The organism is Streptomyces sp. NPDC026500, from assembly GCF_055567635.1.
Window position 1 is genome coordinate 39001 of sequence record NZ_JBVHQB010000015.1, and the last position, 23796, is coordinate 62796.

The 23796-nt window shown below is 70.1% G+C and carries 12 protein-coding genes, 1 tRNA gene and 1 pseudogene; 4 read left to right on the forward strand and 10 right to left on the reverse strand.

All coding sequences use genetic code 11. The annotated features are described in order from the left end of the window. Window positions 1-84 precede the first annotated feature (84 nt). Window positions 85-2847 (reverse strand): preprotein translocase subunit SecA, encoded by a 2763-nt coding sequence (gene secA / locus ACZ4N5_RS25805; RefSeq protein WP_467759434.1) that lies wholly within the window; start codon window positions 2845-2847, stop codon window positions 85-87. A gap of 644 nt (window positions 2848-3491) precedes the next feature. Beyond that, complete coding sequence (locus ACZ4N5_RS25810; protein ID WP_467759435.1) at window positions 3492-5423, reverse strand: acyl-CoA dehydrogenase family protein; 1932 nt, start codon at window positions 5421-5423, stop codon at window positions 3492-3494. Between the two features lie 417 nt (window positions 5424-5840). On the opposite strand from ACZ4N5_RS25810, the gene ACZ4N5_RS25815 reads away from it, so the two are divergent. Beyond that, window positions 5841-6854, forward strand: coding sequence for a LacI family DNA-binding transcriptional regulator (locus tag ACZ4N5_RS25815; RefSeq protein ID WP_467759436.1), 1014 nt, complete (start codon window positions 5841-5843; stop codon window positions 6852-6854). Window positions 6855-7063: 209 nt separating this feature from the next. Further along, complete coding sequence (locus ACZ4N5_RS25820; protein ID WP_467759437.1) at window positions 7064-9106, forward strand: glycoside hydrolase family 31 protein; 2043 nt, start codon at window positions 7064-7066, stop codon at window positions 9104-9106. Window positions 9107-9183: 77 nt separating this feature from the next. Here the strand turns inward: ACZ4N5_RS25820 and ACZ4N5_RS25825 are convergent, their stop codons facing one another. The 6 genes from ACZ4N5_RS25825 to ACZ4N5_RS25850 all read right to left on the reverse strand — a co-directional run bounded on the left by ACZ4N5_RS25825 (window position 9184) and on the right by ACZ4N5_RS25850 (window position 18104). Continuing rightward, the gene (locus ACZ4N5_RS25825) at window positions 9184-9900 is read right to left on the reverse strand and encodes a glycoside hydrolase family 12 protein (RefSeq protein ID WP_467759438.1); all 717 of its coding nucleotides are present in this window, start codon (window positions 9898-9900) and stop codon (window positions 9184-9186) included. A 35-nt stretch (window positions 9901-9935) separates the two neighbouring features. After that, the gene (locus tag ACZ4N5_RS25830) at window positions 9936-12218 is read right to left on the reverse strand and encodes a glycosyl hydrolase family 95 catalytic domain-containing protein (protein ID WP_467759439.1); all 2283 of its coding nucleotides are present in this window, start codon (window positions 12216-12218) and stop codon (window positions 9936-9938) included. Continuing rightward, window positions 12215-14221, reverse strand: coding sequence for a beta-galactosidase (locus tag ACZ4N5_RS25835; RefSeq protein ID WP_467759440.1), 2007 nt, complete (start codon window positions 14219-14221; stop codon window positions 12215-12217). Before ACZ4N5_RS25835 ends, ACZ4N5_RS25830 begins: the two co-directional genes overlap by 4 nt. 138 nt (window positions 14222-14359) lie before the next feature. Continuing rightward, the gene (locus ACZ4N5_RS25840) at window positions 14360-15295 is read right to left on the reverse strand and encodes a carbohydrate ABC transporter permease (protein WP_467759441.1); all 936 of its coding nucleotides are present in this window, start codon (window positions 15293-15295) and stop codon (window positions 14360-14362) included. After that, window positions 15292-16287 carry an ABC transporter permease gene (locus ACZ4N5_RS25845; RefSeq protein ID WP_467759580.1) on the reverse strand — a complete coding sequence of 332 codons (996 nt, stop codon included), beginning with the start codon at window positions 16285-16287 and terminating at the stop codon, window positions 15292-15294. The genes ACZ4N5_RS25840 and ACZ4N5_RS25845 overlap by 4 nt, the downstream gene beginning before the upstream one ends. Window positions 16288-16424: 137 nt before the next feature. Next, complete coding sequence (locus tag ACZ4N5_RS25850; RefSeq protein WP_467759442.1) at window positions 16425-18104, reverse strand: type 2 periplasmic-binding domain-containing protein; 1680 nt, start codon at window positions 18102-18104, stop codon at window positions 16425-16427. 363 nt (window positions 18105-18467) lie between these two features. Here ACZ4N5_RS25850 and ACZ4N5_RS25855 point away from each other — a divergent pair, with 363 nt between their 5' ends. Continuing rightward, the gene (locus ACZ4N5_RS25855; RefSeq protein ID WP_467759443.1) at window positions 18468-21440 is read left to right on the forward strand and encodes a glycoside hydrolase family 3 C-terminal domain-containing protein; all 2973 of its coding nucleotides are present in this window, start codon (window positions 18468-18470) and stop codon (window positions 21438-21440) included. 289 nt (window positions 21441-21729) lie between these two features. Then, window positions 21730-21799: transfer RNA gene (locus tag ACZ4N5_RS25860), tRNA-Gly, on the forward strand. Window positions 21800-21967: 168 nt separating this feature from the next. On the opposite strand, the pseudogene ACZ4N5_RS25865 reads toward ACZ4N5_RS25860, so the two are convergent. Both ACZ4N5_RS25865 and ACZ4N5_RS25870 read right to left on the reverse strand, forming a co-directional pair. Continuing rightward, window positions 21968-22201: pseudogene (locus ACZ4N5_RS25865) on the reverse strand (helix-turn-helix transcriptional regulator); the annotation flags it as partial. A 145-nt stretch (window positions 22202-22346) separates the two neighbouring features. Then, complete coding sequence (locus ACZ4N5_RS25870; RefSeq protein ID WP_467759581.1) at window positions 22347-23792, reverse strand: aldehyde dehydrogenase family protein; 1446 nt, start codon at window positions 23790-23792, stop codon at window positions 22347-22349. Window positions 23793-23796: the final 4 nt, after the last annotated feature.

Consider the following 23796-nt stretch of genomic DNA (forward strand, 5'->3'; position numbering starts at 1 on the left):
TGTGGACATCCCGTACGGGCGGCGGTGGAGGGGTGCGCGCCCGCGGGGGTTCGGGAACGGCCGGCTGCCTTACTGATCCGCAGGTCAGCGCTTGCGGCGGCGCCTGGCTCCCGACTTCGGCGGCTTGGGGCGGTGCCGCGCGGGCGGTCCGTCGGCGGGTTCGGGAGCGGCCGGCGCGGTCCCGGGCGGCTGTCTACGGGCGAACGCGCCTTCGACCACGCCATCGGCCGTGTCGAGCGTCGGTGCGGAGAAGAGGAGGCCACCGGTGCGGTCGCGCCGGTCGAGGGCCTCGGTGGCCGGAGCCGCGGCGTCGAGGTTGAAGACGTAGCCGACTGACTCCTCCTTGATGGCGTCGGTCATGGCTCCGTACATGTCGAAGCCCTCGCGCTCGTACTCGATGATCGGCTCGCGGCCGAGGGTCCAGCGCAGGCCGATGCCGTCGCGCAGGTAGTCCATCTCGTAGAGGTGCTCGCGCCACTTGCGGTCGAGGACGGACAGGACGACGAGCCGTTCCAGGTCGCGCAGGTTCTCGGAGCCGAGTTCCGTCTCGCGCTCCCCGTACCGGGTGCGGATGTCGTCGGTCACCGCCTCGACGACCCGCTCGGTGGTGAGGCCGTCACGGCCGCCGTAGCGGTCCTCCAGCTCCTCGACGGTGATCCCCACGGGGTACAGCTGCCCGAGTACCCCCCACAGGCGCTCCAGGTCCCACTCCTCCCCGAAGCCCTCGCCGGTCTCCTGCTCGATGTACGCCCGGACGGTGTCCTCCATGAAGTGGACGATCTGTTCGCGCAGGTCCTCGCCGGCGAGGACGCGGCGGCGTTCGGCGTAGATGAGCGTGCGCTGCCGGTTGAGGACCTCGTCGAACTTCAGGACGTCCTTGCGGGACTCGAAGTGCTGCTGCTCCAGCTGGGCCTGGGCGGAGGCGATGGCGCGGGTGACCATCTTGTTCTCGATGGGTACGTCGTCGGGGACGTTCGCCATGGCCATCACGCGGTCGACGACGTTGGCCCGGAACAGCCGCATCAGGTCGTCCTCCAGCGAGAGGTAGAAGCGGGAGGCGCCGGGGTCGCCCTGCCGGCCGGACCTGCCGCGCAGCTGGTTGTCGATGCGCCGGGACTCGTGACGCTCGGTGCCCAGCACATAGAGCCCGCCGAGTTCCTTGACCTCGTCGTGCTCGGCCGCGACCGCGGAGGTGATCCGGTCGAGGGCCCTCCGCCGTTCCTCCGGGTCCGTGTCCTCGCCCGTCTCGGCCGACGCCATGGCCTCCGGGTTGCCGCCGAGCATGATGTCGGTGCCGCGCCCCGCCATGTTGGTGGCGACGGTGACGGCGCCCCGGCGTCCGGCCTGGGCGACGATCTGGGCCTCGCGCTGGTGGTTCTTGGCGTTGAGGACCTCGTGCCGGATGCCCTGCCTGCGCAGCAGCGCGGAGAGCACCTCGGATTTCTCGACGGAGGTGGTGCCGACCAGGACCGGCTGGCCGAGCTCGTGCTTCTCGGCGATGTCGGCGAGGATCGCGGCGTACTTCGCCTCGACGGTGCGGTAGATCTGGTCGGGGTCGTCGCGCCGGACCATGGGCCGGTTGGTGGGGATCGGGACGACGTGCAACTGGTAGATCTGGTGGAACTCGGCCGCCTCGGTCATGGCGGTGCCCGTCATGCCGGCGAGTTTGTCGTAGAGGCGGAAGAAGTTCTGCAGGGTGATCGTGGCGAGCGTCTGGTTCTCGTCCTTGATCGTGACGCCTTCCTTGGCCTCGATGGCCTGGTGGAGTCCCTCGTTGTAGCGGCGGCCCGCGAGGATGCGGCCGGTGTGCTCGTCGACGATCAGCACCTCGCCGTCCACGACGACGTAGTCCTTGTCCTTCTTGAAGTGCTCCTTGGCCTTGAGGGCGTTGTTGAGGTGTCCGATCAGCGGGGTGTGGTCGGACTCGTAGAGGCTGTCGATGCCGAGCTGGTCCTGGAGGTATTCGACGCCGGGGTCCAGGATCGACACCGTGCGCTTCTTGGGGTCGTACTCGTAGTCGTGCCGCATCCGCAGTTCGGCGAGGCGGTCCTTGTCGGCCTGCGTGGTGAAGTGCTCCTCCTGCACCCGTACGCCCTTCATGTGCTGGGCGAACGCGGCGAAGGCCTCGTACCAGTGCGTCGGCTGGTCGGCCGGGCCGGAGATGATCAGCGGGGTGCGCGCCTCGTCGATGAGGATCGAGTCGGCCTCGTCGACGATCGCGAAGTGGTGCCCGCGCTGGACGAGTTCGTCCTGCGACCAGGCCATGTTGTCGCGCAGATAGTCGAAGCCGAACTCGGTGTTGGTGCCGTAGGTGATGTCGCAGGCGTACTGGGCGCGGCGTTCGGCGGGCGTCGACTCCGTCCGGACGACGCCGACGCTCAGCCCGAGGAAGCGGTACGCGCGCCCCATCCACTCGGCGTCACGCCCGGCCAGGTAGTCGTTGACCGTGACGAGGTGAACCCCCTCGCCCGTGAGGGCGTTCAGATACACCGGCAGGGTGCCGACGAGGGTCTTCCCCTCACCGGTCTGCATCTCGGCGATGTTGCCGAGATGCAGCGCCGCTCCGCCCATGATCTGTACGTCGAAGTGGCGCATGCCGAGGATGCGGCGGGACGCCTCGCGCATCGCGGCGAAGGCTTCCGGCAACAGGTCGTCGAGGCTCTCACCGGCTGCGTACCGCTCCTTGAACTCCGGTGTGAGCGCCTGGAGTTCCTCGTCGGTCAGCGCCCTGAACTCCTCTTCCAGGGAGCCGACCTGTGCCGCGAGGCGTTCGAGGCGGTGCAGCATCCGGCCCTCGCCCGCCCGCATGATCCTGCTGGTGATGGCGTCGAGACCTTTTCCTGGCATGGGAATTCCCTCGCGATTCGGCGCAGTTATACGGCGTCCATGAGCATCTCTGGCGGCAATTGGCCGGCCGGAGAATACGGACACCCTGCTGATTCGCTCTGATCACTTCACGCGGTACGGGGTCGTCGACCGCGTCGAGCGCCGCGCGGCCGAGTTGCTGGACGACGGGCCGCTCGCCGGGCCGGCCCGCGTCGAGGAGTCCGTCGGTGTCCCGGAGCCCGGTCCTCCGGGTCGCCGGCGCGTCGAAGCGGGCGACGGGTGGCCGCGGCACCTCGTCGACCAGGGCCGACGCGCAGTCGTCGAGGAGGACCGCCAGGGCGTCCCGGTGTGCCTCGAAGGTCTCCGGCGCGGTTTCGCGCAGCTTCCGCGCCGGGGGCCGCGCCTCGCCGCGTACGGTCCGCGGAGCCCGTACGCCGTCCATTTCGTTCAGCTGCCACCACGCCTCGGCGCGGGCCCGCGTCAGCTGTACGGAAATGCCGTGACTGTATTCTTCCCCGACTCCTCGGCGCATCTGCCGTCCCTGTTTCGCCGTTCCTTTCATTGTTGACGCACAGCTTCGGTGCGGCAAGCAGCGGAACGGCGAAAGGGACCTCTGTGCATGACTGGGTATTGCTGGCTATCGCTGATTGTTGCCGGGGAAGGCGTCAGCGAATGGGTCGGTGGACGTTTTCCCGGGTGCTCGCGCCCGGTGTCGCGTCCGCGATCCAGGGGCCTTCGCCGGACGGGTCGAGGACGCCTTCCTCCAGCCAGGTGTAGGTGCCCGACAGGACGCCCTTGACGACCTTGCGGTCGATGTCGTCGGTGTTGGTCCACAGGCGTTCGAAGAGTTCGTCGACGCGGATGCGGGACTGGCGGCAGAAGGCGTCGGCGAGCTGGTAGGCCTCTCGGCCGTGTTCCCCCGTGGTGCGCAGGAGTTCGGCCCGTACACAGGCCGCGCTCATCGCGAAGAGCTCGGCGCCGATGTCGACGATCCGGCCCAGGAAGCCCTGCTTGGTCTCCATGCGGCCCTGCCAGCGCGACATCGCGTAGAAGGTGGACCGGGCGAGCTTGCGAGCGCTGCGCTCGACGTAGCGCAGATGCGGGGAGAGGTCCACGTCCTGGTGGAACTCGTTGTACGAGCGCGGGAGTTGGCCTGCGCCCGCGACCAGTTTCGGCAGCCACTTGGCGTAGAAGACACCGGCGTTCGCGCCCGCCTTCGCCTTCTCCGAGAGGGACTTGTCGGGGTCGATGAGGTCGCCGGCCACCGAGAGATGGGCGTCGACGGCCTCCCGGGCGATCAGCAGGTGCATGATCTCCGTGGAGCCCTCGAAGATGCGGTTGATGCGCAGGTCGCGCAGGACCTGTTCGGCGGGGACGGCGCGCTCGCCCCGGGCCGCCAGTGACGCGGCCGTCTCGAAGCCGCGGCCGCCGCGGATCTGGACCAGCTCGTCGGCCATCAGGCAGGCCATCTCGGAGCCGTACAGCTTGGCGAGGGCGGCCTCGATGCGGATGTCGTTGCGGTTCTCGTCGGCCATCTGCGACGACAGGTCGAGAACGGCTTCGAGCGCGAAGGTGGTGGCCGCGATGAAGGAGATCTTGGAGCCGACGGCCTCGTGGAAGGCGACCGGCTTGCCCCACTGCTCGCGCACCGCCGACCACTCGCGGGCGATCTTCAGGCACCACTTGCCCGCTCCCACGCACATGGCGGGCAGCGAGAGGCGGCCGGTGTTGAGGGTGGTGAGGGCGATCTTCAGGCCCGCGCCCTCCGGTCCGATGCGGTTGGCCGCCGGCACCCGCACCCGGTGGAAGCGGGTGACGCCGTTCTCCAGGCCGCGCAGGCCCATGAACGCGTTGCGGTTCTCGACCGTGACGCCCTCCGAGGCGGCTTCCACCACGAAGGCCGTGATGCCGCCCTTGCGGCCCTCGGACTTCGGGACGCGCGCCATGACGACGAGGAGATCCGCGACGACGCCGTTGGTCGTCCACAGCTTCACCCCGTCGAGGATGTAGTCGTCGCCCTCGGGGACGGCCGTCGTGGCGAGCCGCGCCGGGTCGGAACCGACGTCCGGCTCGGTGAGCAGGAAGGCGGAGATGTCGGTGCGGGCGCAGCGCGGCAGGAAGGTGTCGCGCTGTTCCTGGGTGCCGAAGAGTTTCAGCGGCTGCGGTACGCCGATCGACTGATGGGCGGAGAGCAGCGCGCCGAGCGCCGGGTTCATGGAGCCGACGAGGGCGAGGGCCTTGTTGTAGTACACCTGGGTGAGGCCGAGCCCCCCGTACTTGGTGTCGATCTTCATGCCGAGCGCGCCGATTTCCTTGAGCCCGGTGATGGTCTCGTCCGGGATCCGCGCCTCGCGCTCGATCCGGGCGGAGTCGATCTTCGTCTCGCAGAAATCGCGCAGTTTGGCCAGGAACTCCTCGCCGCGCTGGGTGTCCTCGTCGGCGGGGAGCGGGTGCGGGTGGATCAGGTCGAGCCGGAAGCGGCCGAGGAAGAGTTCCTTGGCGAAGCTGGGCTTCTGCCAGCCCTGTTCTCGCGCGGCCTCGGCGACCTGTCGGGCCTCACGTTCAGTGACTGTGGGCTGGTGGGGTGTTGCGGACATGAGGCTCACCTCGCCGCGAATAGGGATCTTGGGACTGTTCGTTACCGACCGGTTCTACTCGATCGTATTTACCTGATTCCGGGTGACCCCACCAGTCCTCGCGCAGCGTTCGGCCCAATGGCCGCCCCCCGGAACCACGGCCGGCACCGCCCCTCGGCCGCCCCCTCACCCGCGGGGACGGGCACGGTCGGCGCTGTTGCGCCGGAGGTCCCTTCCGGGGGACGGTCTGAGTACGCCGGTCAGGGGGCCGCCGCACGATCTCGAGACTGCTGAACCACGTTCAGGATTTTAGTCGTCGAAGCGCTTCGACAACCTATGGACACGATTCCTCCACCGGGCTAATGTCGAGCCACCCTCACTCGCCCCTATCCGTACCGCGCGCACTGTCGAAGCGCTTCACAAAGCTTGGAGAGCTGGATGGTCACCCTCGCCGAGGTCGCCCAGCACGCCGGAGTCTCGGCGAGCACGGTGAGCTATGTCCTCAGCGGCAAGCGGTCCATCTCCATGGACACCCGGCAGCGGGTCGAGCGGAGCATCCAGGAGCTCGGCTACCACCCGAACGCGGGCGCCCGCGCCCTGGCGAGCAGCCGGTCCAACATCATCGCGCTGATGGTTCCGCTCCGCACCGACATGTACGTCCCCGTGATGATGGAGATCGCCATAGCGGTGGCCACGAACGCCCGGACACACGGCTACGACGTCCTGCTGCTCACCGGCGAGGAGGGGCCCGACGCGGTGCGCCGGGTCACCGGCAGTGGGCTGGCCGACGCGATGATCCTCATGGACGTCGAACTCGACGACGAGCGGCTGCCGTTGCTGCGCGAGACGGACCAGCCGTCCGTGCTCATCGGCCTGCCCGCCGACACCACCGGCCTGACCTGCGTCGACCTCGACTTCGGGGCGACGGGCGCGCTGTGCGCCGAGCATCTGGCGCTGCTCGGCCACCGTGACATCGCTGTCATCGGCGAGGCACCCGCCGTCTACGAGCGGCACACCGGCTTCGCCGAGCGCACGCTCGACGGACTCCGTTCCCGCTCGCGGGAGTTGGGGCTGCGCGTGCTGCACCGGCCCTGCGAGGGCGGCTACGACGCGATGGCCCTCACCCTCGCCCGCATCTTCGACGAGCGCCCGGGCACCACGGGCTTCATCGTGCAGAACGAGTCGGCGGTCGAACCGCTGCTCGCGCTGCTGCGCCGGGAGGGCCGTGCCGTGCCCGAGGACGTGTCGGTGATCGCGATCTGCCCGGACCAGGTCGCCACCCAGGCATCGGTGCGGCTGACGTCGGTCGCCATCCCCGCGCAGGACATGGGCCGGCATGCCGTCGAGCACCTGATCGCCAAGCTCGAAGGGCGCGGCAAGGACGAAGTCGTACTGATCGCACCGGAGTTGACGGTACGGGCGAGCACGGGGCCGGCCCCGTCCGCTCCCTGACCCAGGACCCTTTCGGGGGCGCCCCTTCCGGCCCCCTCCTCGGACCTCGTGACCCCTGCCGGGGCACCCCTCGATCTGCGCGCTCTCTCAGCACCGCCCTGACCGCACCGCCCTGTCCTTACCCCAGCCCGCGCCCCCCGCACTCCCGCTCTGCACCCCCCGCACTCCCTGTCTGCACTCCTTCATGTCTGCACTCCTTCAGGAGCACGGTGAATCAGTCTGCCGAAACACAGCCCCAGGTCAGCCTCGCCCAGTCCTCCCCGACCGTCGGCACGTTCCGTGAGCGGGACGGCGCGCTGGAGTGGAGCGGCCGCACGGAGACCGTCCGGATCGAGCCGTGGGGCCCCGACGCGGTCCGGGTCCGCGCCCGTCTCGGCGGTCCCGTGCTCGACGGCCTGCCGGGAGCCCTGCTCGACGAGCGGGAGGCCACCGCGAGCTCGATCGAACTCCGGGACGACGATGGCCGGTTGACGGTCGGAGCGCTGACCGTCGAGGTGAGCGCCGAGGGACTGATCCGCTTCACCCGCACCGGCGACGGCGGTGAACTCCTCGCCGAGGAGCGCGCCCACTTCTGGTGGCCCGGGTCGCGGCTGTACACCCCCACCGGCAACGGCCACCACCGTCTGGAACAGCGCTTCGCCGCGTACGAGGGCGAGAAGCTGTACGGACTCGGGCAGCACCAGCACGGGCTGTTCGACCAGAAGGGCGCGGTCCTGGACCTGATCCAGCGCAACGCCGAGGTCACCATTCCCGTGCTCACCTCCAGCCGCGGCTACACCCTCCTGTGGAACAGCCCGGCCATCGGCCGGGTGGAGCTCGCGGGCAACGGCACCCGCTGGGTCGCCGACTCGGCCCGCCAGATCGACTACTGGATCACCGCGGGCACTCCGGCCGACGCCCAGCGCCGCTACAGCGCGGCGACCGGCCGTACACCGATGCTGCCCGAGTGGGCGGCCGGATTCTGGCAGTGCAAGCTGCGCTACCGCACCCAGGAGGAACTCCTGGAGGTGGCACGGGAGTACAAGCGCCGGGGTCTGCCGCTGTCGGTCATCGTCTGCGACTTCTTCCACTGGACCCACCTCGGCGACTGGAAGTTCGACCCGGCCGAGTGGCCCGACCCGGCGGCCACGCAGGCCGAACTCGTGGGCCTCGGCGTCAAACTGGTGGCGTCGGTCTGGCCGTCGGTCTCGCCGCTCTCCGAGAACCACCAGCTCATGGAGCAGCGGGGCTACTTCATCGGCACCGAGTACGGGCCGATGGCGCACGCCGACTGGCCGGACAAGCAGGTCGCGTCCACCGTCCAGGTGGCCTTCTACGACGCCACGAACCCCGAGGCGCGCGACTTCCTGTGGTCGCGGGTCAAGGACAACTACCTCGATCCGTACGGCATCTCGGCCTTCTGGCTGGACGCCTGCGAGCCGGAACTGAAGCCGGGCTTCGCCGAGAACCTGCGGTACCACGCGGGCCCGGGTCTGGAGGTCGGCAACCTCTACCCCAGGGAGAACGCCCGCACCTTCTACGAGGGTCTGCGCGCGGCCGGGGAGACCGAGATCGTCTCCCTCAACCGCTCGGCCTGGGCGGGCAGTCAGCGCTACGGGGCCGCCCTGTGGTCCGGCGACATCGGTACCGACTTCGCGACCCTGCGCCGCCAGATCGCCGCGGGCCTCAACACCGCGCTGTCCGGCATCCCCTGGTGGAACACCGACATCGGTGGTTTCCACGGCGGCGACCCGGACGACCCGGCGTACCGCGAAGTCATGGTCCGCTGGTTCCAGTTCGGCGCGCTGTCCCCGCTGATGCGGCTGCACGGCTTCCGCGACCCGGGACTGCCGCTCGGCCCCGACATGACCGGCGGCCCGAACGAGGTCTGGTCGTACGGCGAGGAGGCCGGCGCCGTCATGGAGAAGTACCTGCGGCTGCGCGAACGCCTGAAGCCGTATCTGCTGGGCGTCATGCGGGAGGCCCACGAGGAGGGGCTGCCGGTGATGCGCCCGCTGCTCCTGGAGTTCCCGGGCGACCAGGGGGCGTGGTCGGTGGACGACGCCTATCTCCTCGGCCCCGACCTGCTGGTCGCGCCGGTCCTCACGGCGGGCGCGACGGCCCGTACGGCGTACCTGCCGGCGGGTGCGCGCTGGACGGACGCGTGGACCGGGAAGACGTACGAAGGCGGCGCGGACGTCACGGTCGACGCGCCGCTGGACCGGATCCCGCTGTTCCTGCGGGACGGAGCCACGCTGCCCGTGGCCGGTTAGGACCTGTCCGAGCCGGGTGCGGCCGGTCCCCGCGAGGGACCGGCCGCACCGTCAGGCAGGGATCAACCAGGCTTGGATCAACTGCTGCTGACCGTCAGGTTGTTGGTGGTGAAGTCGAGACCGCCCGCGGACGAGGTGATCTCGAAGCCGAACTGCACGTCTCCGATGGTCGCGCTGCTCGACATCCAGCCCTTGGTGTTCGCGATCCACCTCATGATCGGGAGGATGTTGACGGTGCCGGAGGTGGAGTCCGAGGTGCGCAGGAACGAGAAGACGTCGTTCGCGCCGTTGTTGCCCTTGTAGACGGTCCAGGTGTTGCCGTTCAGCGTGAGCGTGCCCTGTGAGGTGCCGAGCGCGCCGACGGCTCCGTTGTAGTTGACCCACAGCATGGTCTCGTGGGCGTAGCCGGTGTCCCAGATGTCGTACGAGGTGTTGTACGCGCCGGAGGACGGGACGGTGACGTTGTAGGTGCTGGTGAGGGTGGACAGCCCCGCGATCGTTTTGCCGACGTACTTCTTGGAGTTGGGGTAGGACTTGATGCCGCCGGTGTTGGGGTGGTCGGCCCAGACTCCCCAGTTGGTGCCGGAGTTGGCCCAGATGCACTGGCTGCCGGCGCCGGAGCCCCAGATGTCGTTGTAGAGCGTGTACCCGTTGAGGGTGGTACTGCCCCACTGGTCGCAGGAGGACCAGACGGCGGCCTGGGCGGGGGCCGAGGCGAGGCCGATGGTCGCGCCGAGCGCGAGCGCGGGGGCGACGAGGACCTTGGTGATCCTGTTCAGTGTGCGAAGTGCCATGGTGTCCCTTCCATGGGTGGGGGGAAGTGCGGGGTCTACCGCGGCCCCAGAGTGAGAACGCGGTCTTCTCCGGCGCTCAGTGAGAGCGGTCGCGCGCCGGCGGAAGTCTGGAGTTCGATGCGGCAGGTGCGGCCCGGTCGCAGCACGGCCGTGGCACCGTCGGGGGTCCAGGTGAGGTCGGCCTCCGCGCCGAACCTCGTGCGAGCGCCCCGCAGTTCGCCGCTCGCGAGACCGGCGGGGAGCGCGGGAAGCAGGACGAGCCGCTCCGGTGTGGACTGGATCAGCGCCTCGATGAGCACGGCCGGCAGGGTGTGGGCGGCGTCGGCGTTGTAGACGTGCCGGTTCGGGTAGTGGCCGCTCATCAGGGACACGTGGAAGAAGTCCCCGGCCAGCACGTTGTCGAGGGCGCCCGCCACGCGCTCCGCGTCCCGCAGCCGGGCGGCCACCAGGGCGTGATGGAGATGGCCGTGCGCGGAGTCGTTCTCGGCGCCGCGCAGTTCGAGAGCGCGATGGGCCGCCGCGGCGAGTTCGGGAGTGTCGTACGGGTTGATCTCGTCGAGCGGCCAGACGCCGTAGAGGTGGCTGAGGTGCCGGTGGTCATAGGTGTCGACGAGTCCGGGACGGGCCCACTCGGCCAGCGCGCCCTCGGCGTTGATCCGGTGCGGCGGCAGCCGGTCGGCGAGCGAGCGCCAGCGCTCGGCGTCGGGCCCCGGGTGGTACGCGGCCGCCGTGCGCAGGGCGTGCCGGGCCGCCGAGAGGTCCATGGCGGCGTTGACGGTGACCCAGCTCGCGTTCGCGGGACGGTTCTCCGGTGAGTAGGACGGCACGATCACCAGGTGGCCGTCGTCGTCGGTCCGGGTGAGGAAGTCCTCGTAGAAACGGGCCACTTCGGCCAGCGCGGCGGCCAGCTGCGGGTCGCGTTCGCCACGGGTCTCGTCGTGGTCCACGAGGGGCTTGAGCAGCCAGTCGGCACCGGCGGTCCACACGTGCAGCGGGTAGGCGCGGCTGAGGTGGTAGATGTGGCCGGACTCACCGTCGGTGTGGGCGGGGGCCACGACCCCGCGTGCCCCGAAGACGGCTCGGGCGTTGTCCCGCCAGTGCGGCAACTGGCCGTGGATCAGGGCCGCGTGCGCCTCGGTGACCTCGGGGAGCGCGGCCGCGGCGGCCGAGGCGGTCTGCAGATTGAGGTTGGCGTCCGTGGTGAACGCCCCGGACCAGGCGGTGTCCCAGTCACCGGTCCAGAGCCCGGTCAGCCGGGGCGGCAGCGTACCGGCCGCGGACAGCAGGTGGTGACGGCCGGCCGCGAAGAGCCTCTCCAGCAGGGCGGGGCTCTTCGGGCGCCGGACCAGCTCCGATCCAGGGAGGGCCCGTTCTGCGGGCTCGGCGCGCAGGTCGAGGGTGACACGAAGGTAGGCGGCGCGGTGCAGGGCGGTGTGGCGGGCGAGCAGGTGGGTGTAGGCATGCTCGATGTCCTCGGCGCCGTGGCCGGCCTCGGGCAGCAGCTCCCGCAGCGCGCGGACCTCGGCGAGGACGTCCAGCTCGCCCCGGTGCCGGTGCACCCGGGTCAGCAGCAGCATCGAGCGGGCGCCCTCGACCTGTACGCCGGGAAGGGCGGAACGGGTCCGGCCGTCGGTGACGAGGAGTGTGACCCCGGTGTACGCCAGGTCGCTGCCCGGATAGCGGGCACGCAGCGTGAGGAGGGCGCCCTCGGGGGTGCGGACGGCTCCGTGGCCGACCGCCAGGTCGGCGGGCGCTCCCGGCAGCCGGTGGTCCGGCGTCACCTCGACCGCGAGGTCGGAGGCGGTCACATACTGCGCGATCACGTCGTCGGCGCGCGAGACGAAGGCCTCGCTGTGCCAGTCACGGCAGTCGGCGCGGACGACGCCGGTGCTGAAGTCGGCCTCGCGCCGGTAGGCGCGCCACTCCTCGGCTGGGCGGCGGAGCCGCAGCTGGAAGGCCGGGTGGAACGGTTGCACCCACAGCAGCGGCCGGCCGTCGGTGAAGTCCTCCCCCGCGCTCATGTCTCCGGCCAGCAGCCTGTCCTGTACGTCGGCGAGGCGGTCGGCGAGCTCGGGCGGACGGGCGTTCGCGCTGCCGTTCGGACGGATCAGACGGTGATGGTTCACGATCACCCGGTCGTCGTTCGGATCACCGAACACCATGACGCCGTGCGTGCCGTTCCCGCTCAGGAAGGCGTCCTCCCAGCGGGCGGCGGGCAGGGGTTCCCAGGTGCCGTGGACGGGGGCGCCGGTACGGCCGCCGTCCCTTCGGGAGTGGGCGTCGACGGAGCCGGCGCCGGCGCGAACCTTGTCCGTCATGGGGCGAGCACCACCGCTCCGTGGCGCTCCAGTCGTACGGAGTCGAGCACGGGCGCGCCGCCGAGCAGGTCGCGGTGGCTGCCCGGTATCTCGATGGTCACCGGGTCGCGCCCGTGGTTGAGCAGGAAGAGCAGTTCGCCGCGCCGGACGGCCTCGACGCCGTCGGGCAGACCGTCGAGCACGGGCCGGATGCCCGCGCCGTCCGCCGCTTTCGCCAGCAGTTCGCGCAGGGCGGCCGGTTCGGGAAGGGTCGACAGGTACCGGGCGGTGCCCTTGCGGAGCACGGCGGGCAGTCCGTCCAGCTCGCCGCCCCGGTACCGCGCCTCGGCGACCGCGGTTCCGTCGGGTTCGATCTCCTCGGACCAGAGCACGCCCCGGAAGCCGTCGCATTCGACAGTCTCCCCCGCGTCCAGCGGCCACCATTCGTGCAGCGTGCGGATGCCGAACAGTTCGCGCAGCCGCTCGTCCATGCCGCCCGGCCGCACCCGGTCGTCCTCGTCGGCGACGCCGGTGAGGAAGCCGCAGACGAGCGTGCCGCCCGCTCGTACATGGGCGAGGAGGTTGTCGATCGCCGCGTCCGTGAGCAGGTACAGCTGGGGCACGACGACCATCCGATAGGCGGAGAGGTCGTGCTCGGGATGCGCGAACGCGGTGGTGAGGTGAGCTTCCCACAGGGCGCGGTGCCAGGCCCGTACGAGCTCCGTGTATTCCGTCTTCGAGGACAGCCGCCCGTCCTGCGCTCCCGCCCACCAGGAGTTCCAGTCGTGCAGGATCGCGATGTCCGAGGCAACATGACTGTCTGTCACATGATCGCCGAGAAGGGCGAGTTCGGCGCCGATCCGCTTGATCTCCTGGAACGTGCGGCCCCGCTCCCCCGCGTGGCCGATCATCCCCGAGTGGAACTTCTCCGCACCCTGCCGGGACTGCCGCCACTGGAAGTAGCAGACGGCGTCGGCGCCGCGCGCCACGGCCTGCAGCGACCACAGGCGGTTCAGCCCGCGCGGCTTGGGGTGGTTCACACCGCGCCAGTTGACCGCTCCGGCCGCCTGCTCCATGACCATCCAGGGACCGCCCCCGGCCTGCGAGCGCGTCATGTCCTGGATGAGCGCGCCGTTCTGCGCACCGAGCGGGTCGCGCGGGTCCGGATAGATGTCGACCGAGACGACGTCTTCCTCGGTGGCCCACCGCCAGGCGTCCTGTCCGACCCACATCGGCATGAAGTTGCTGGTCACCGGAGTGTGCGGGCTGTGGCGGCGCACGATGTCCCGCTCGGCGGCGTAACACTCCAGGAGCATGTCGGAGGTGAACCGCTTGAAGTCGAGCACCTGTGTCGGGTTCTTCATGTAGTGCGCGTGACGCGGCGGGACGACCTCGTGCCAGCCGTCGTACCCCTGGCCCCAAAAGGCCGTTCCCCAGGCAGTGTTGAGGGCTTCGACGGTGCCGTATCTGTCCTGGAGCCAGCGGCGGAAGGCGGCGGCCGCCTCGTCGCCGTAGTCGAAGGTGCAGTACTCGTTGTTGATGTGCCACATCGTGAGCGCGGGGTGGCTGCCGTAGCGGGCGGCCAGATCCTCGGTGATGGCGGCGGCACGGCGACGGTAGACGGCGCTGGAGTGCGAGAAGTGCTGCCGGGAGCCCCACCATTCGGTGCGGCCGTCCTCGTCCCGGGGCAGCGTCTCGGGGTGCAGCCGGCCCAACCAGGGGGGCGGCGAGGAGGTGGGGGTGGCGAGCACGACGCCGACGCCGTGCTCGTGCATCAGGTCCATCAGCCGGTCCAGCCAGCCGAACTCCCGTGCTCCCGGGCGCGGTTCCAGCTGGGCCCAGGAAAAGACCCCGAGGGTGACGGAGTTGACGCCCGCCTCCTTCATGAGGCGGACGTCCTCGTGCCAGGTCTCCTCGGGCCACTGCTCGGGGTTGTAGTCGCCGCCGAACAGAAGGCGCCCCCGGGTGGCATCGCTCAGACTCGGCCGCCCGGACTCCGGGCCGGTTCCGCGGGGCGTGCGCATGACCTACCTCGATCGGGGAGAGGAGTGGACCGCCGCGGCCGACCGCTGGTCAGGAGCAGGTCGGCCGCGGCGAGCAGAGGGGTGCGGCGGGGCGACGGGATGCGGCGGAACAGAGGTGGCGCGGGAAGCCGGCCTGGGTCAGCCCTTCACGGCGCCGGTGAGCATGCCCTTCTTGAAGTGCCGCTGGACGAAGGGCGAGAGGATCGCGACCGGCAGCAGTGCCATCACCATGACGGCCATCTGGATGGCCAGCGGCGACAGTTGACCGGTGTTGATCTGCGTGGCGAGTCCGACGGGACGCTCCTGCTTCTGCACCAGCTGGATCATGACGTTCTGCAGCGGCATCATGTCCTGGTCGGTCAGGTAGATGGAGGCGTTGAACCAGGCGCTCCAGTAACCGACCGCGTAGAACAGCGAGATCACCGCGAGGACCGCCCGGGAGAGCGGCATCACGATCTGCCACAGGATGCGCCAGTCGCCGGCGCCGTCGATGCGGGCGCTGTCGATCAGTTCGGACGAGATGCCCATGAAGAACGCTCGCAGCACCAGGATGTTGAAGACACTGACCGCGCTGGGGAGGATCAGCGCCAGATAGGTGTCGGTGAGGCCGAGCGCCTGCACGAGCAGATAGGTGGGGATGAGTCCGGCGCCGAAGAACATCGTGGCGAGCAGCAGCATCAGGAACCAGCGGTGGCCGAGCGATCCGATGCGCGAGAGGCCGTAGGCGCACAGGACCGAGACCGTCATGCTGAACAGGGTGCCGACCAGGGTCACGCCGACGCTGACGAGCGCGGCGCGCTGCACCTGGCCGCCGGTGAGCAGTTCCTGGTAGGCGACAAGGGTGACGCCCTTGGGGATGACCACCAGGCCGCCGGCCGCGTCGATGGTCTTCTTCGACTGGAGGCTGGTGACGACGACGATCCACAGCGGGAAGAGGATCGCGAACGCGGCCAGGGTGAGGGCGAGCCCCTTGCCCGCGAGGCCGGCCTTCGACGGCTCTTCCTCCCAGGGCGGCCGGGGCGGCGCCGCCCAGCGGCCGGGCTTGTCGCGCGGTTCGTACGTCAAGGCGGTCATTTCTTGTACACCCCCTGCTCACCCATGAGATGGGCGACCTTGTTGGCGGTCAGGACGAGCCCCAGGCCGACCACACCCTTGACCAGTCCGGCGGCCGCGGCATAGCCGAAGTCCTGGTTGCGGATGCCGTTCCACCACACGTAGGTGTCGAGGACCTCGGAGGCTCCGGGTCCCACCGAGTCGCGCTGGAGCAGGAGTTGCTCGAAGCCGACGGTGAGCGCGTCGCCGACGCGCAGCACCAGGAGCAGGGCGATCACCGGGCGCAGGGCCGGCAGGGTGATGTGCCACATCCGGCGCCAACGCCCGGCCCCGTCCATGGCAGCGGCCTCGTACAGGTCGGGCGAGACGGACGACAGGGCCGCGAGGAAGACGATGATGCCCCAGCCCGCGTCCTTCCAGACACCCTCGGCCGTCACCAGGAACTTGAAGATCCCCGGATCGGTCATCAGGTCGATGCCCTGATGACCGTGTTGGCGCAGGGTCTGCGCGATGATGCCCGCCCCGCCGAAGATCTGCTGGAAGACCGTGACGACGAGGACCCAGGAGAAGAAGTGCGGGAGGTACATGACCGCCTGGGCGACCGCCCGGACCCGGGGCCTGACCACGCTGTTGATGAGCAGCGCGAGGCCGACCGGGATCGGGAAGTAGAGCACGAGCTGGAGGAAGAACAGCACGAACGTGTTCTGCACCGCGTGCCAGAAGCCCGAGTCCGCGAAGATCCGCTGGAAGTTCTCCAGACCGATCCAGGGGCTCTCGAACATCGCGACGAAGCCGTTGTCGCTCAGGTACGGGTCGTAGTCCTGGAAGGCCACGATGTTGCCGAGGACCGGTATGTAGTTGAAGACAAGAATGAGCGCGATCGCCGGGAGGGTCATCAGGACCAGAGTGCGGTCGCGTCTGAACCTCAGCCGGAAGGCCAGTTTTCCGGCGCCCCGTCCGGCGCTCCTCCCGGCCCGCCGTCCGGCGGCGCGCCCGGCGGCGCCGTCCGGCACACTCCCCTCCAGCGCGCTCCCGTCCGGCACGCTCCCCTCCGGCGCACTCCCGTCCGGCCTCTTTCCCGCCTCGGCCCCGGCCCTGCTCCGAGGCACCGTGCTGTCGGACACGGCCTTCTCCTTGCCTCAGCCCTGGGTCACTTGGCCGTGGAGCCGTTGTCGTCGAGCAGCTTCTTGTACCAGGCGCGCAGGTCGTCGCCGCCCTTCTGCTTCCAGTCCGCGACGGCCTGCTGCATGTCGCCGATCTTCTTGCGGCCCCGGACGATGTCGTCCTCCAGCTGCTCGAAGTCGTTGGCGAGGTTGGTCCACCGGTTGGGCTCGGTGATGGTCAGACCGTAGAAGGACGACTTCTTGGTGAAGGCGCCCATGCGCTGCTGCCACTCGACCTGGAGCTTGGCGATCTCCGGCAGATCGGGGTGGGCGAGGTAGGCGGCCGGGTCGCCGGTGTAGTCGTAGGCGCCGTTGACCTCGTTGGTGCCCTTGGTGGTCTTGGTGGGCAGGCCGTTCTTGACCGTGTAGTCGGTGCCCTCGACGCCGTACACCGTGAGCATGTACTCCTTGGTGCCGTACGGGGCCGCGCAGAAGTCGGCGAGCGCGAGGAAGTCCTTGATCTGCTGCTTGGACGCCTTCTTGCTGACGAAGGTGAAGATGCCCGCGGGCTGGGTCGCCCAGAGCGTGGGGTTCCCGCCGTCGGGACCGAAGATGTCGAACGCGCCCATCTCGAAGTCGGTCTTCTGGGTGCGCTGTTCGGCCGTCGAGCCGTACCAGTAGGACAGGTCGCCGTTGAAGACGAGGGACTGGCCCGCGGTGAACCGGTTGGACGCGTCGCCCTTGACGGCCTTGGCGTCGGGGTGGACGACCCCCGCCGCGTACAGCTTGCGTGTCCACTCCAGGGCTTCGAGGTACTCGGCGGTCTCGATCCGGTTGACCAGCTTGCCGTCCCTCAGGTCCCACCACAGCGCCTTGTCGCTGCCGTTGAGGACGCCGTAGATGTTGAAGGCCGTCCACTTGAGGTCGTCGCAGGCCCATACCTTCGCCTTGGCGTCGGTGGCCTCCTTCGCCCAGGACAGGAACTCGTCGGGCGACTTGGGCAGGGTGTAGCCCTTCTTGGCGAAGATGTCCTTGCGGTAGAAGGGCGCGATGTTCGTGACGTACGAGGCCGGCATCGGGATCGCGCGCAGCCGGCCGCCGAAGATGGAGCGCTGCCAGGCGTCGGTCGGTACGGCCGCGAGGTTCGGATAGTCCTTGACCTTGTCGCCGGACAGATACGGGCCGAGGTCGGCGAACTTGGCGTCGATCGCGCTCGGTATCTTGCCGTTGAGGTTCCAGCCCGGGACGACCACCACGTCCGGGATGTCACTGGAGGCGAGGATCGCGCCCAGCTTCTCGTCATAGGTGTTGCCGTCCTGGTTCTGCCAGGTCGCCTTGACGCCGATGGCCTCGTTCATGGCCGTGTAGTACGCGTTGTCGCCTGCCGGAGGACTGCCCCAGAACGGCGACATGATCTTCAGGTCGCTGCCGCCGCCCAGCTTCTTCGGGACGGCCGTCTTCAGCGCGTTCAGGTCGATCGCCTGCGTGAACCCCGCCGCCGATCCGTTCTTCGAGGGGATGTCGGGCGTGACGACGCTCGACGCCACGAACGTCGGAAGGATCTTCTGGGCGTCCTTCCCCGAGGTGGTGCCGTCCTTGTTGCCGTCCTGTCCGCCGCCGCAGGCGGCGAGCAGGGGCATTCCGCCGGCCACGGCGGCCGCTGCGACCGCAGTGGAGGCGAGGAAGCTTCTCCGGCTGGGGGCGGAGGTGGCGGAGTTCGGCGTCATTGCGTCAACCCTTCATGGCGCACAGCAGGACACCCGGCGGTGGAGCCGTCGGCTGCGGTGTCTTGAGTGGATCTGGCTGAGCTGAAGCGGTCCCTCGGAGGACTGTGCCCTCCGAGGAGGGAAGTCCGTCAATCGAAGCGCTTCGATGTTGCTGCGAGGTTAAGTGAACGCCTGGGGGTGCACAAGGGTCGATCCCAAGATTCCTCGGAGGTGTCACGCAAGAGAGGTGTTCCGCCTGACACTTGACATCACTGGCGAGAAACGAAGGTGCTGCGCCCGGGTGTCTTGACACCCACCCCTCCGTCGATCGAGCATCGAAGCGCTTCGAAAGCGCCCTCCGCTCCATCGCAAAGGGATCACCACGTGACCGCAGAGACGCCACCCATGCCGCCCTTCCGTGACGCGAGCCTGCCGTTCGCGAAGCGCATCGACGACCTGCTGGCGCGGCTCACCCTCGACGAACGGATCGCGTTCCTGCACCAGTTCGCCCCCGCCGTCGAGCGACTCGGAGTGCAGGCCTTCCGCACCGGCCAGGAGGCACTGCACGGGGTCGCCTGGATGGGTCCGGCGACGGTGTTCCCGCAGGCCGTCGGGCTCGGCGCGACCTGGAACGAGGATCTCGTGCGCCGGGTCGGGGAGGCCGTCTCGTCGGAGGTGCGCGCGATGCGCGCCCGCGACGACCGCGTGGGCCTCAACGTCTGGTCCCCCACGGTCAATCTGCTGCGCCACCCGCTGTGGGGCCGCAACGAGGAGGGCTACTCGGAGGATCCGGGGCTCACCTCCGCCATCGCCACCGCGTACACCCGCGGTCTGCGCGGCGATCATCCGGCCTACTGGCGTACCGCGCCCGTGCTCAAGCACTGGCTCGCGCACAACAACGAGACGAGCAGGGACACTTCGTCCTCGTCCGTCCGCCCGCGTGTGCTGCACGAGTACGATCTGCGCGCCTTCCGCGACACCGTGGTAGCGGGCGCCGTCGCCGGGGTGATGCCCGCGTACAACCTGGTCAACGGCCGCCCCAACCACGTCTCGCCGTATCTGCGCGAGCACCTGCGGGCCTGGACCGACCAGGATCTGCTGGTCTGCTCGGACGCGGGCGCACCCTCCAACCTGGTCGACTCCGAGCACTACTTCGACACCCACGAGGAAGCCACCGCCGCCGCGCTCCGCGCCGGCGTCGACAGTTTCACCGACCACGGCACGGACGGCTCCCGGATCGCCGGACGCGTCCGGGGCGCCCTGGAGCGGGGCCTGCTGACCGAGGCCGACATCGACACCGCGGTCCGCCGCCAGCTCACCGTTCGCTTCCGGCTGGGCGAGTTCGATCCGGGCCTCGACCCGTACGCCGCCGTCGACGACTTCGACACGCCCGCCCACCGCGCGCTCGCCCGGGAAGCCGCGGAGCAGGCGATCGTCCTGCTCAAGAACGACGGTCTGCTGCCGCTTCGCCCCGGCGTCCGGATCGCCGTCGTCGGTCTGCTCGCCGACGAGTGCAAGCTCGACTGGTACAGCGGCACGCTCATCCACCGCTCGACCCCGCTGGAAGGCCTGTACGAGCGCTTCGGCGCCGAGCGCGTGGACTTCGCCGAGGGCGTGGACCGCGTACGGCTGAGGACGTCGTCCGGCGGGTATCTCGCGGTGCCCGCCGCCGATGACCCCGCGCAGGAGGCACGCGGTGCCGAAGGCGCCCTCGACCCGGCGCTGCTCGCGGGCCGCACGGATCTGCCCCCGCTGACCGCCGACGCCGCCGGTACCGAACTGGCGCTGATCGACTGGGGCGAGGGAGTCCTCACCCTGCGCGCCCCCGACGGCCGGTACCTCTCCGTCGCCGACGACGGCTTCGTCCGCGCCTCCGCCGACCGGCCGGGCGGCTGGGTCGTCCAGGAGACCTTCCGGCTGGAACCCTCCGCATCCCATGAGAACGGCCATCTCCTGAAGCACCTGGGGACGGGCGGGTACGTCTCTGTCGCCGCCGACGGCGTGAAGGTTGCCGCGGAGGACGCCGGGAACGCCGAGATCTTCGAGCTGGAGTTCGGCGAACGCGGCGAGGACGCGGTGGCGCGCGCCGCCGCCTCGGCCGACGTGGTCCTCGTCGTCGCGGGCAACGACCCGCACATCAACGGACGAGAGACCGAGGACCGTACGACGCTGCGGCTGCCCGCCCATCAGGAGCGGCTGCTGCGTGCCGCCCGCGCGGCGAACCCGGACACGGTGCTGGCCCTGGTCTCCGCCTACCCGTACGCGGTCGACCCCGCCGATCTGCCCGCCATGCTGTGGACAGCGCACGGCGGCCAGGCGGCGGGCACCGCGCTGGCCCGCGTCCTCGCCGGGGACGTCTCCCCCGCGGGCCGCCTCCCGCAGACCTGGTACGCCGGCGACGACGACCTGCCCAGCCTGCTCGACTACGACGTGATCGGCGGGCGGCAGACCTATCTCTACTTCGAGGGGACTCCGCTGTTCCCGTTCGGACACGGCCTGTCCTACGCCTCGTTCGCCTACTCGGACCTTCGAGTCCGCCGAGAGGCAGCCGCGTTGACGGTCTCCTGCACCGTCACCAACACCGCGACCGTGACCGCCGACGAGGTCGTCCAGCTTTACACCCGCGCGGTCGCCCCGTCCGTGTCCCGCCCGCGCCGCGAGCTGGCGGCGCACCGCCGGGTCCGCCTCACCCCGGGCGCCGCGACCGTCGTCTCCTTCGAACTCCCGCTCTCCGCGTTGGAGTTCTGGGACGTGGCACACGGTCGGCGGCGCCTGGAGCCGGGCACGTACGAGCTGCTGGTCGGCGCGTCCAGCGAGGACATCCGGCTCGGTGCGATCGTCGAACTCGACGGCGAACCGGACGCTCCCCGACCGGTCCGCGAACGCGGCCTGAACGCCGCCGACTTCGACGAGCAGCGAAACACCGTCATCGTCGACCGCACGAAGGCGGCGGGCGACGCGGTGACCCCCGTCGACGGCGGCACGGGGGAACTCCTCTACCGGAACTGCGACTTCGGCGAAGGCGTCACCGGGGTCGTCATCGAGGCGACGGGCGAGGGGGTTGTCGAACTGGCGCTGGACGGCGGCCCGTCGATGTCCTGGCCCCCGCCGAGCGGTGCGCCGGTCACCGAACTGCCGCCGGGCGATGCACAGGTCAACGAACTGCGGCCACACGGTGCGCGCGTCACCGAACCGCCGCCGGACGGCAGGCCGGTCGCCGAACTCGCGCCGAGCGGAACCCAGGGGCCCTACGACTACCGCACCCGCACGGCCGCGTTCGCCGCCGAGGGTGTGCACGACGTCCACCTCAGACTGCGCGGCCCCGTCCGGCTCGCGCACGTCGGCTTCTCCGGCTGAGGGTCCGGAGGGGCCGGCACAGGGGTCCGGCACCGGAAGGCATCGGTGCCGGGCCCCTTCTCGGGCGACCTTAGCTGAAAACGATTGTCACTAGACATGTCGTTTTCGGTCACGTCTCGAAGACCGACGGCCGGAGCCCGTGGGCATCCATGAGCTCTTCCCGAGACACCCGGCCTTGCACCTGCCCTGGACGCTCGGCAACCCGGCCCCGGGCCGGGGTGTTTGCTCCTCCCGGGCCGTGCGCTAATATGATCTTCAGCAGATTGGCGGAGGTCACGCCTTTCGCGATGCGTTGGTGGTCCAAGGAAAGACGCCCCGCTTCCTGCGGGGAAATGCAGGTGCAAGGCCTGCCCGGCGCTCTGTGAAGACCCTGTCCCGCGTTGTCCGGGACAGGGTCTTTTTTTGTCCGGGCCATTCACGGGCGGGTCGGCAGTCGGCAGCCAGCCCTGCTGAACGGCGCGTGCGCCGGCCTCGAAACGGCTGCGTGCGCCGAGGCGGTCCATCGGTTCGGAGGCGATCCGCCGGGCCGTGCGGTGCGACACCCCGAGCCGTTCGGCGATCGCCTCGTCGGTATGGCCCCCGGCCAGGAGACGGAGGGCGGTCGCCTGCTGGCCGGTGAGCCCGTTCGGGTCGGTGGGAAAGACCTCGCCGAGCGGCCGGGCGGCCTCCCAGGTGGTCTCGTCAGAGAAATCACGTGGAGGCAAACGTCCCTGGCCTGTTGCGTCCTGACGGAGCGTCGGCAGCACCGGAACACCGGGCACTCACGGAGGTCGCCGTCTGGAGTTCCCCAAGGCCGGCGCTGCCGCAGCGGCGATCGTCAAGAACGCCTCGCTCCCCACCTGGACAAGCCGACGGCCGGAGCCCCCGCACAGTGGGCTCCGGCCGTCGGTTTCGGTGAGGTCTGCGTCAGAGGGCGAGGCCCGTCAGCACCAGCACGCGCTCGTACGTGTAGTCGTCCATCGCGAACTTGACGCCCTCGCGGCCGACGCCGGACTGCTTCGCACCGCCGTACGGCATCTGGTCGGCGCGGTAGGACGGCACGTCGCCGATCACGACGCCACCCACCTCCAGGGCGCGGTGCGCGCGGAACGCGGTCTGCAGGTCGTGCGTGAACACACCTGCCTGGAGGCCGTACTTGGAGCTGTTGGCGGCGGCGAAGGCAGCAGCCTCGCCCTCCACCTTCTGCACGGTGAGGACCGGTCCGAAGACCTCCTCGCAGGAGATCGTGACGTCGGCCGGCACGTCGGCGAGGACGGTCGGCGCGTAGGAGGCACCGTCGCGCTTGCCGCCGGTGAGCAGCGTGGCGCCGGCCGCGACGGCCTCGTCCACCCACGACTCGACGCGCTCGGCGGCGGCCTCGCTGACCAGCGGGCCGACATCCGTCGTGTCGTCGGACGGGTCGCCGGTGACCTGGGCCTCGACCGCCGCGACGATGCGCGGCAGCAGCCGCTCGTACACCGCCGCGTCCGCGATCACGCGCTGCACCGAGATGCAGGACTGGCCGCCCTGGTAGTTGGAGAAGGTCGCGATCCGGGTCGCGGCCCAGTCGAGGTCCGCGTCGCTCGCGAAGTCGGCGAGGACGACGGCCGCGCCGTTGCCGCCCAGCTCCAGGGTGCAGTGCTTGCGCGGCACCGAGTCCATGATCGCGTAACCGACGGTCTCGGAACCGGTGAAGGAGATGACCGGAAGTCGCTCGTCCTGGACGAGGGCGGGCATCTTCTCGTTGGCGACCGGAAGGATGCTCCACGAACCGGCCGGGAGGTCGGTCTCGGCCAGCAGATCACCGATGATCAGACCGGACAGCGGGGTCGCGGGCGCCGGCTTCAGGATGATCGGGGCACCCGCGGCGATGGCCGGGGCGACCTTGTGGGCGCACAGGTTCAGCGGGAAGTTGAAGGGCGCGATACCGAGGACGACACCCTTGGGGAAGCGGCGCGTGAGGGCGAGCCGGCCCTGACCACCCAGGTCGGTGTCGAGGCGCTGCGCCTCGCCGCCGTTGAAGCGGCGGGCCTCCTCCGCGGCGAAGCGGAACACGGACACCGCGCGGCCGACCTCGCCCCGGGCCCACTTGATCGGCTTGCCGTTCTCGGCGGAGATGAGCTGCGCGATCTCCTCGGTGCGCTCGGCGAGGCGGCGCGAGACATGGTCGAGGGCGGCGGCACGCACGTGGGCCGGGGTGGCGGCGAACTCGTCCCGCACGGCGTACGCGGCGGCCACGGCCTCTTCGACCTGGGCCTCGGTGGGCACGCTGACCTGCCCGACGACCCGGCCGTCCCACGGCGAGGTGACGTCGAAGGCGGTCTCACCGGTGGCCTGGCGGCCGGCGAGCCAGAAGGCGTGGGTGGCCCCCACAATT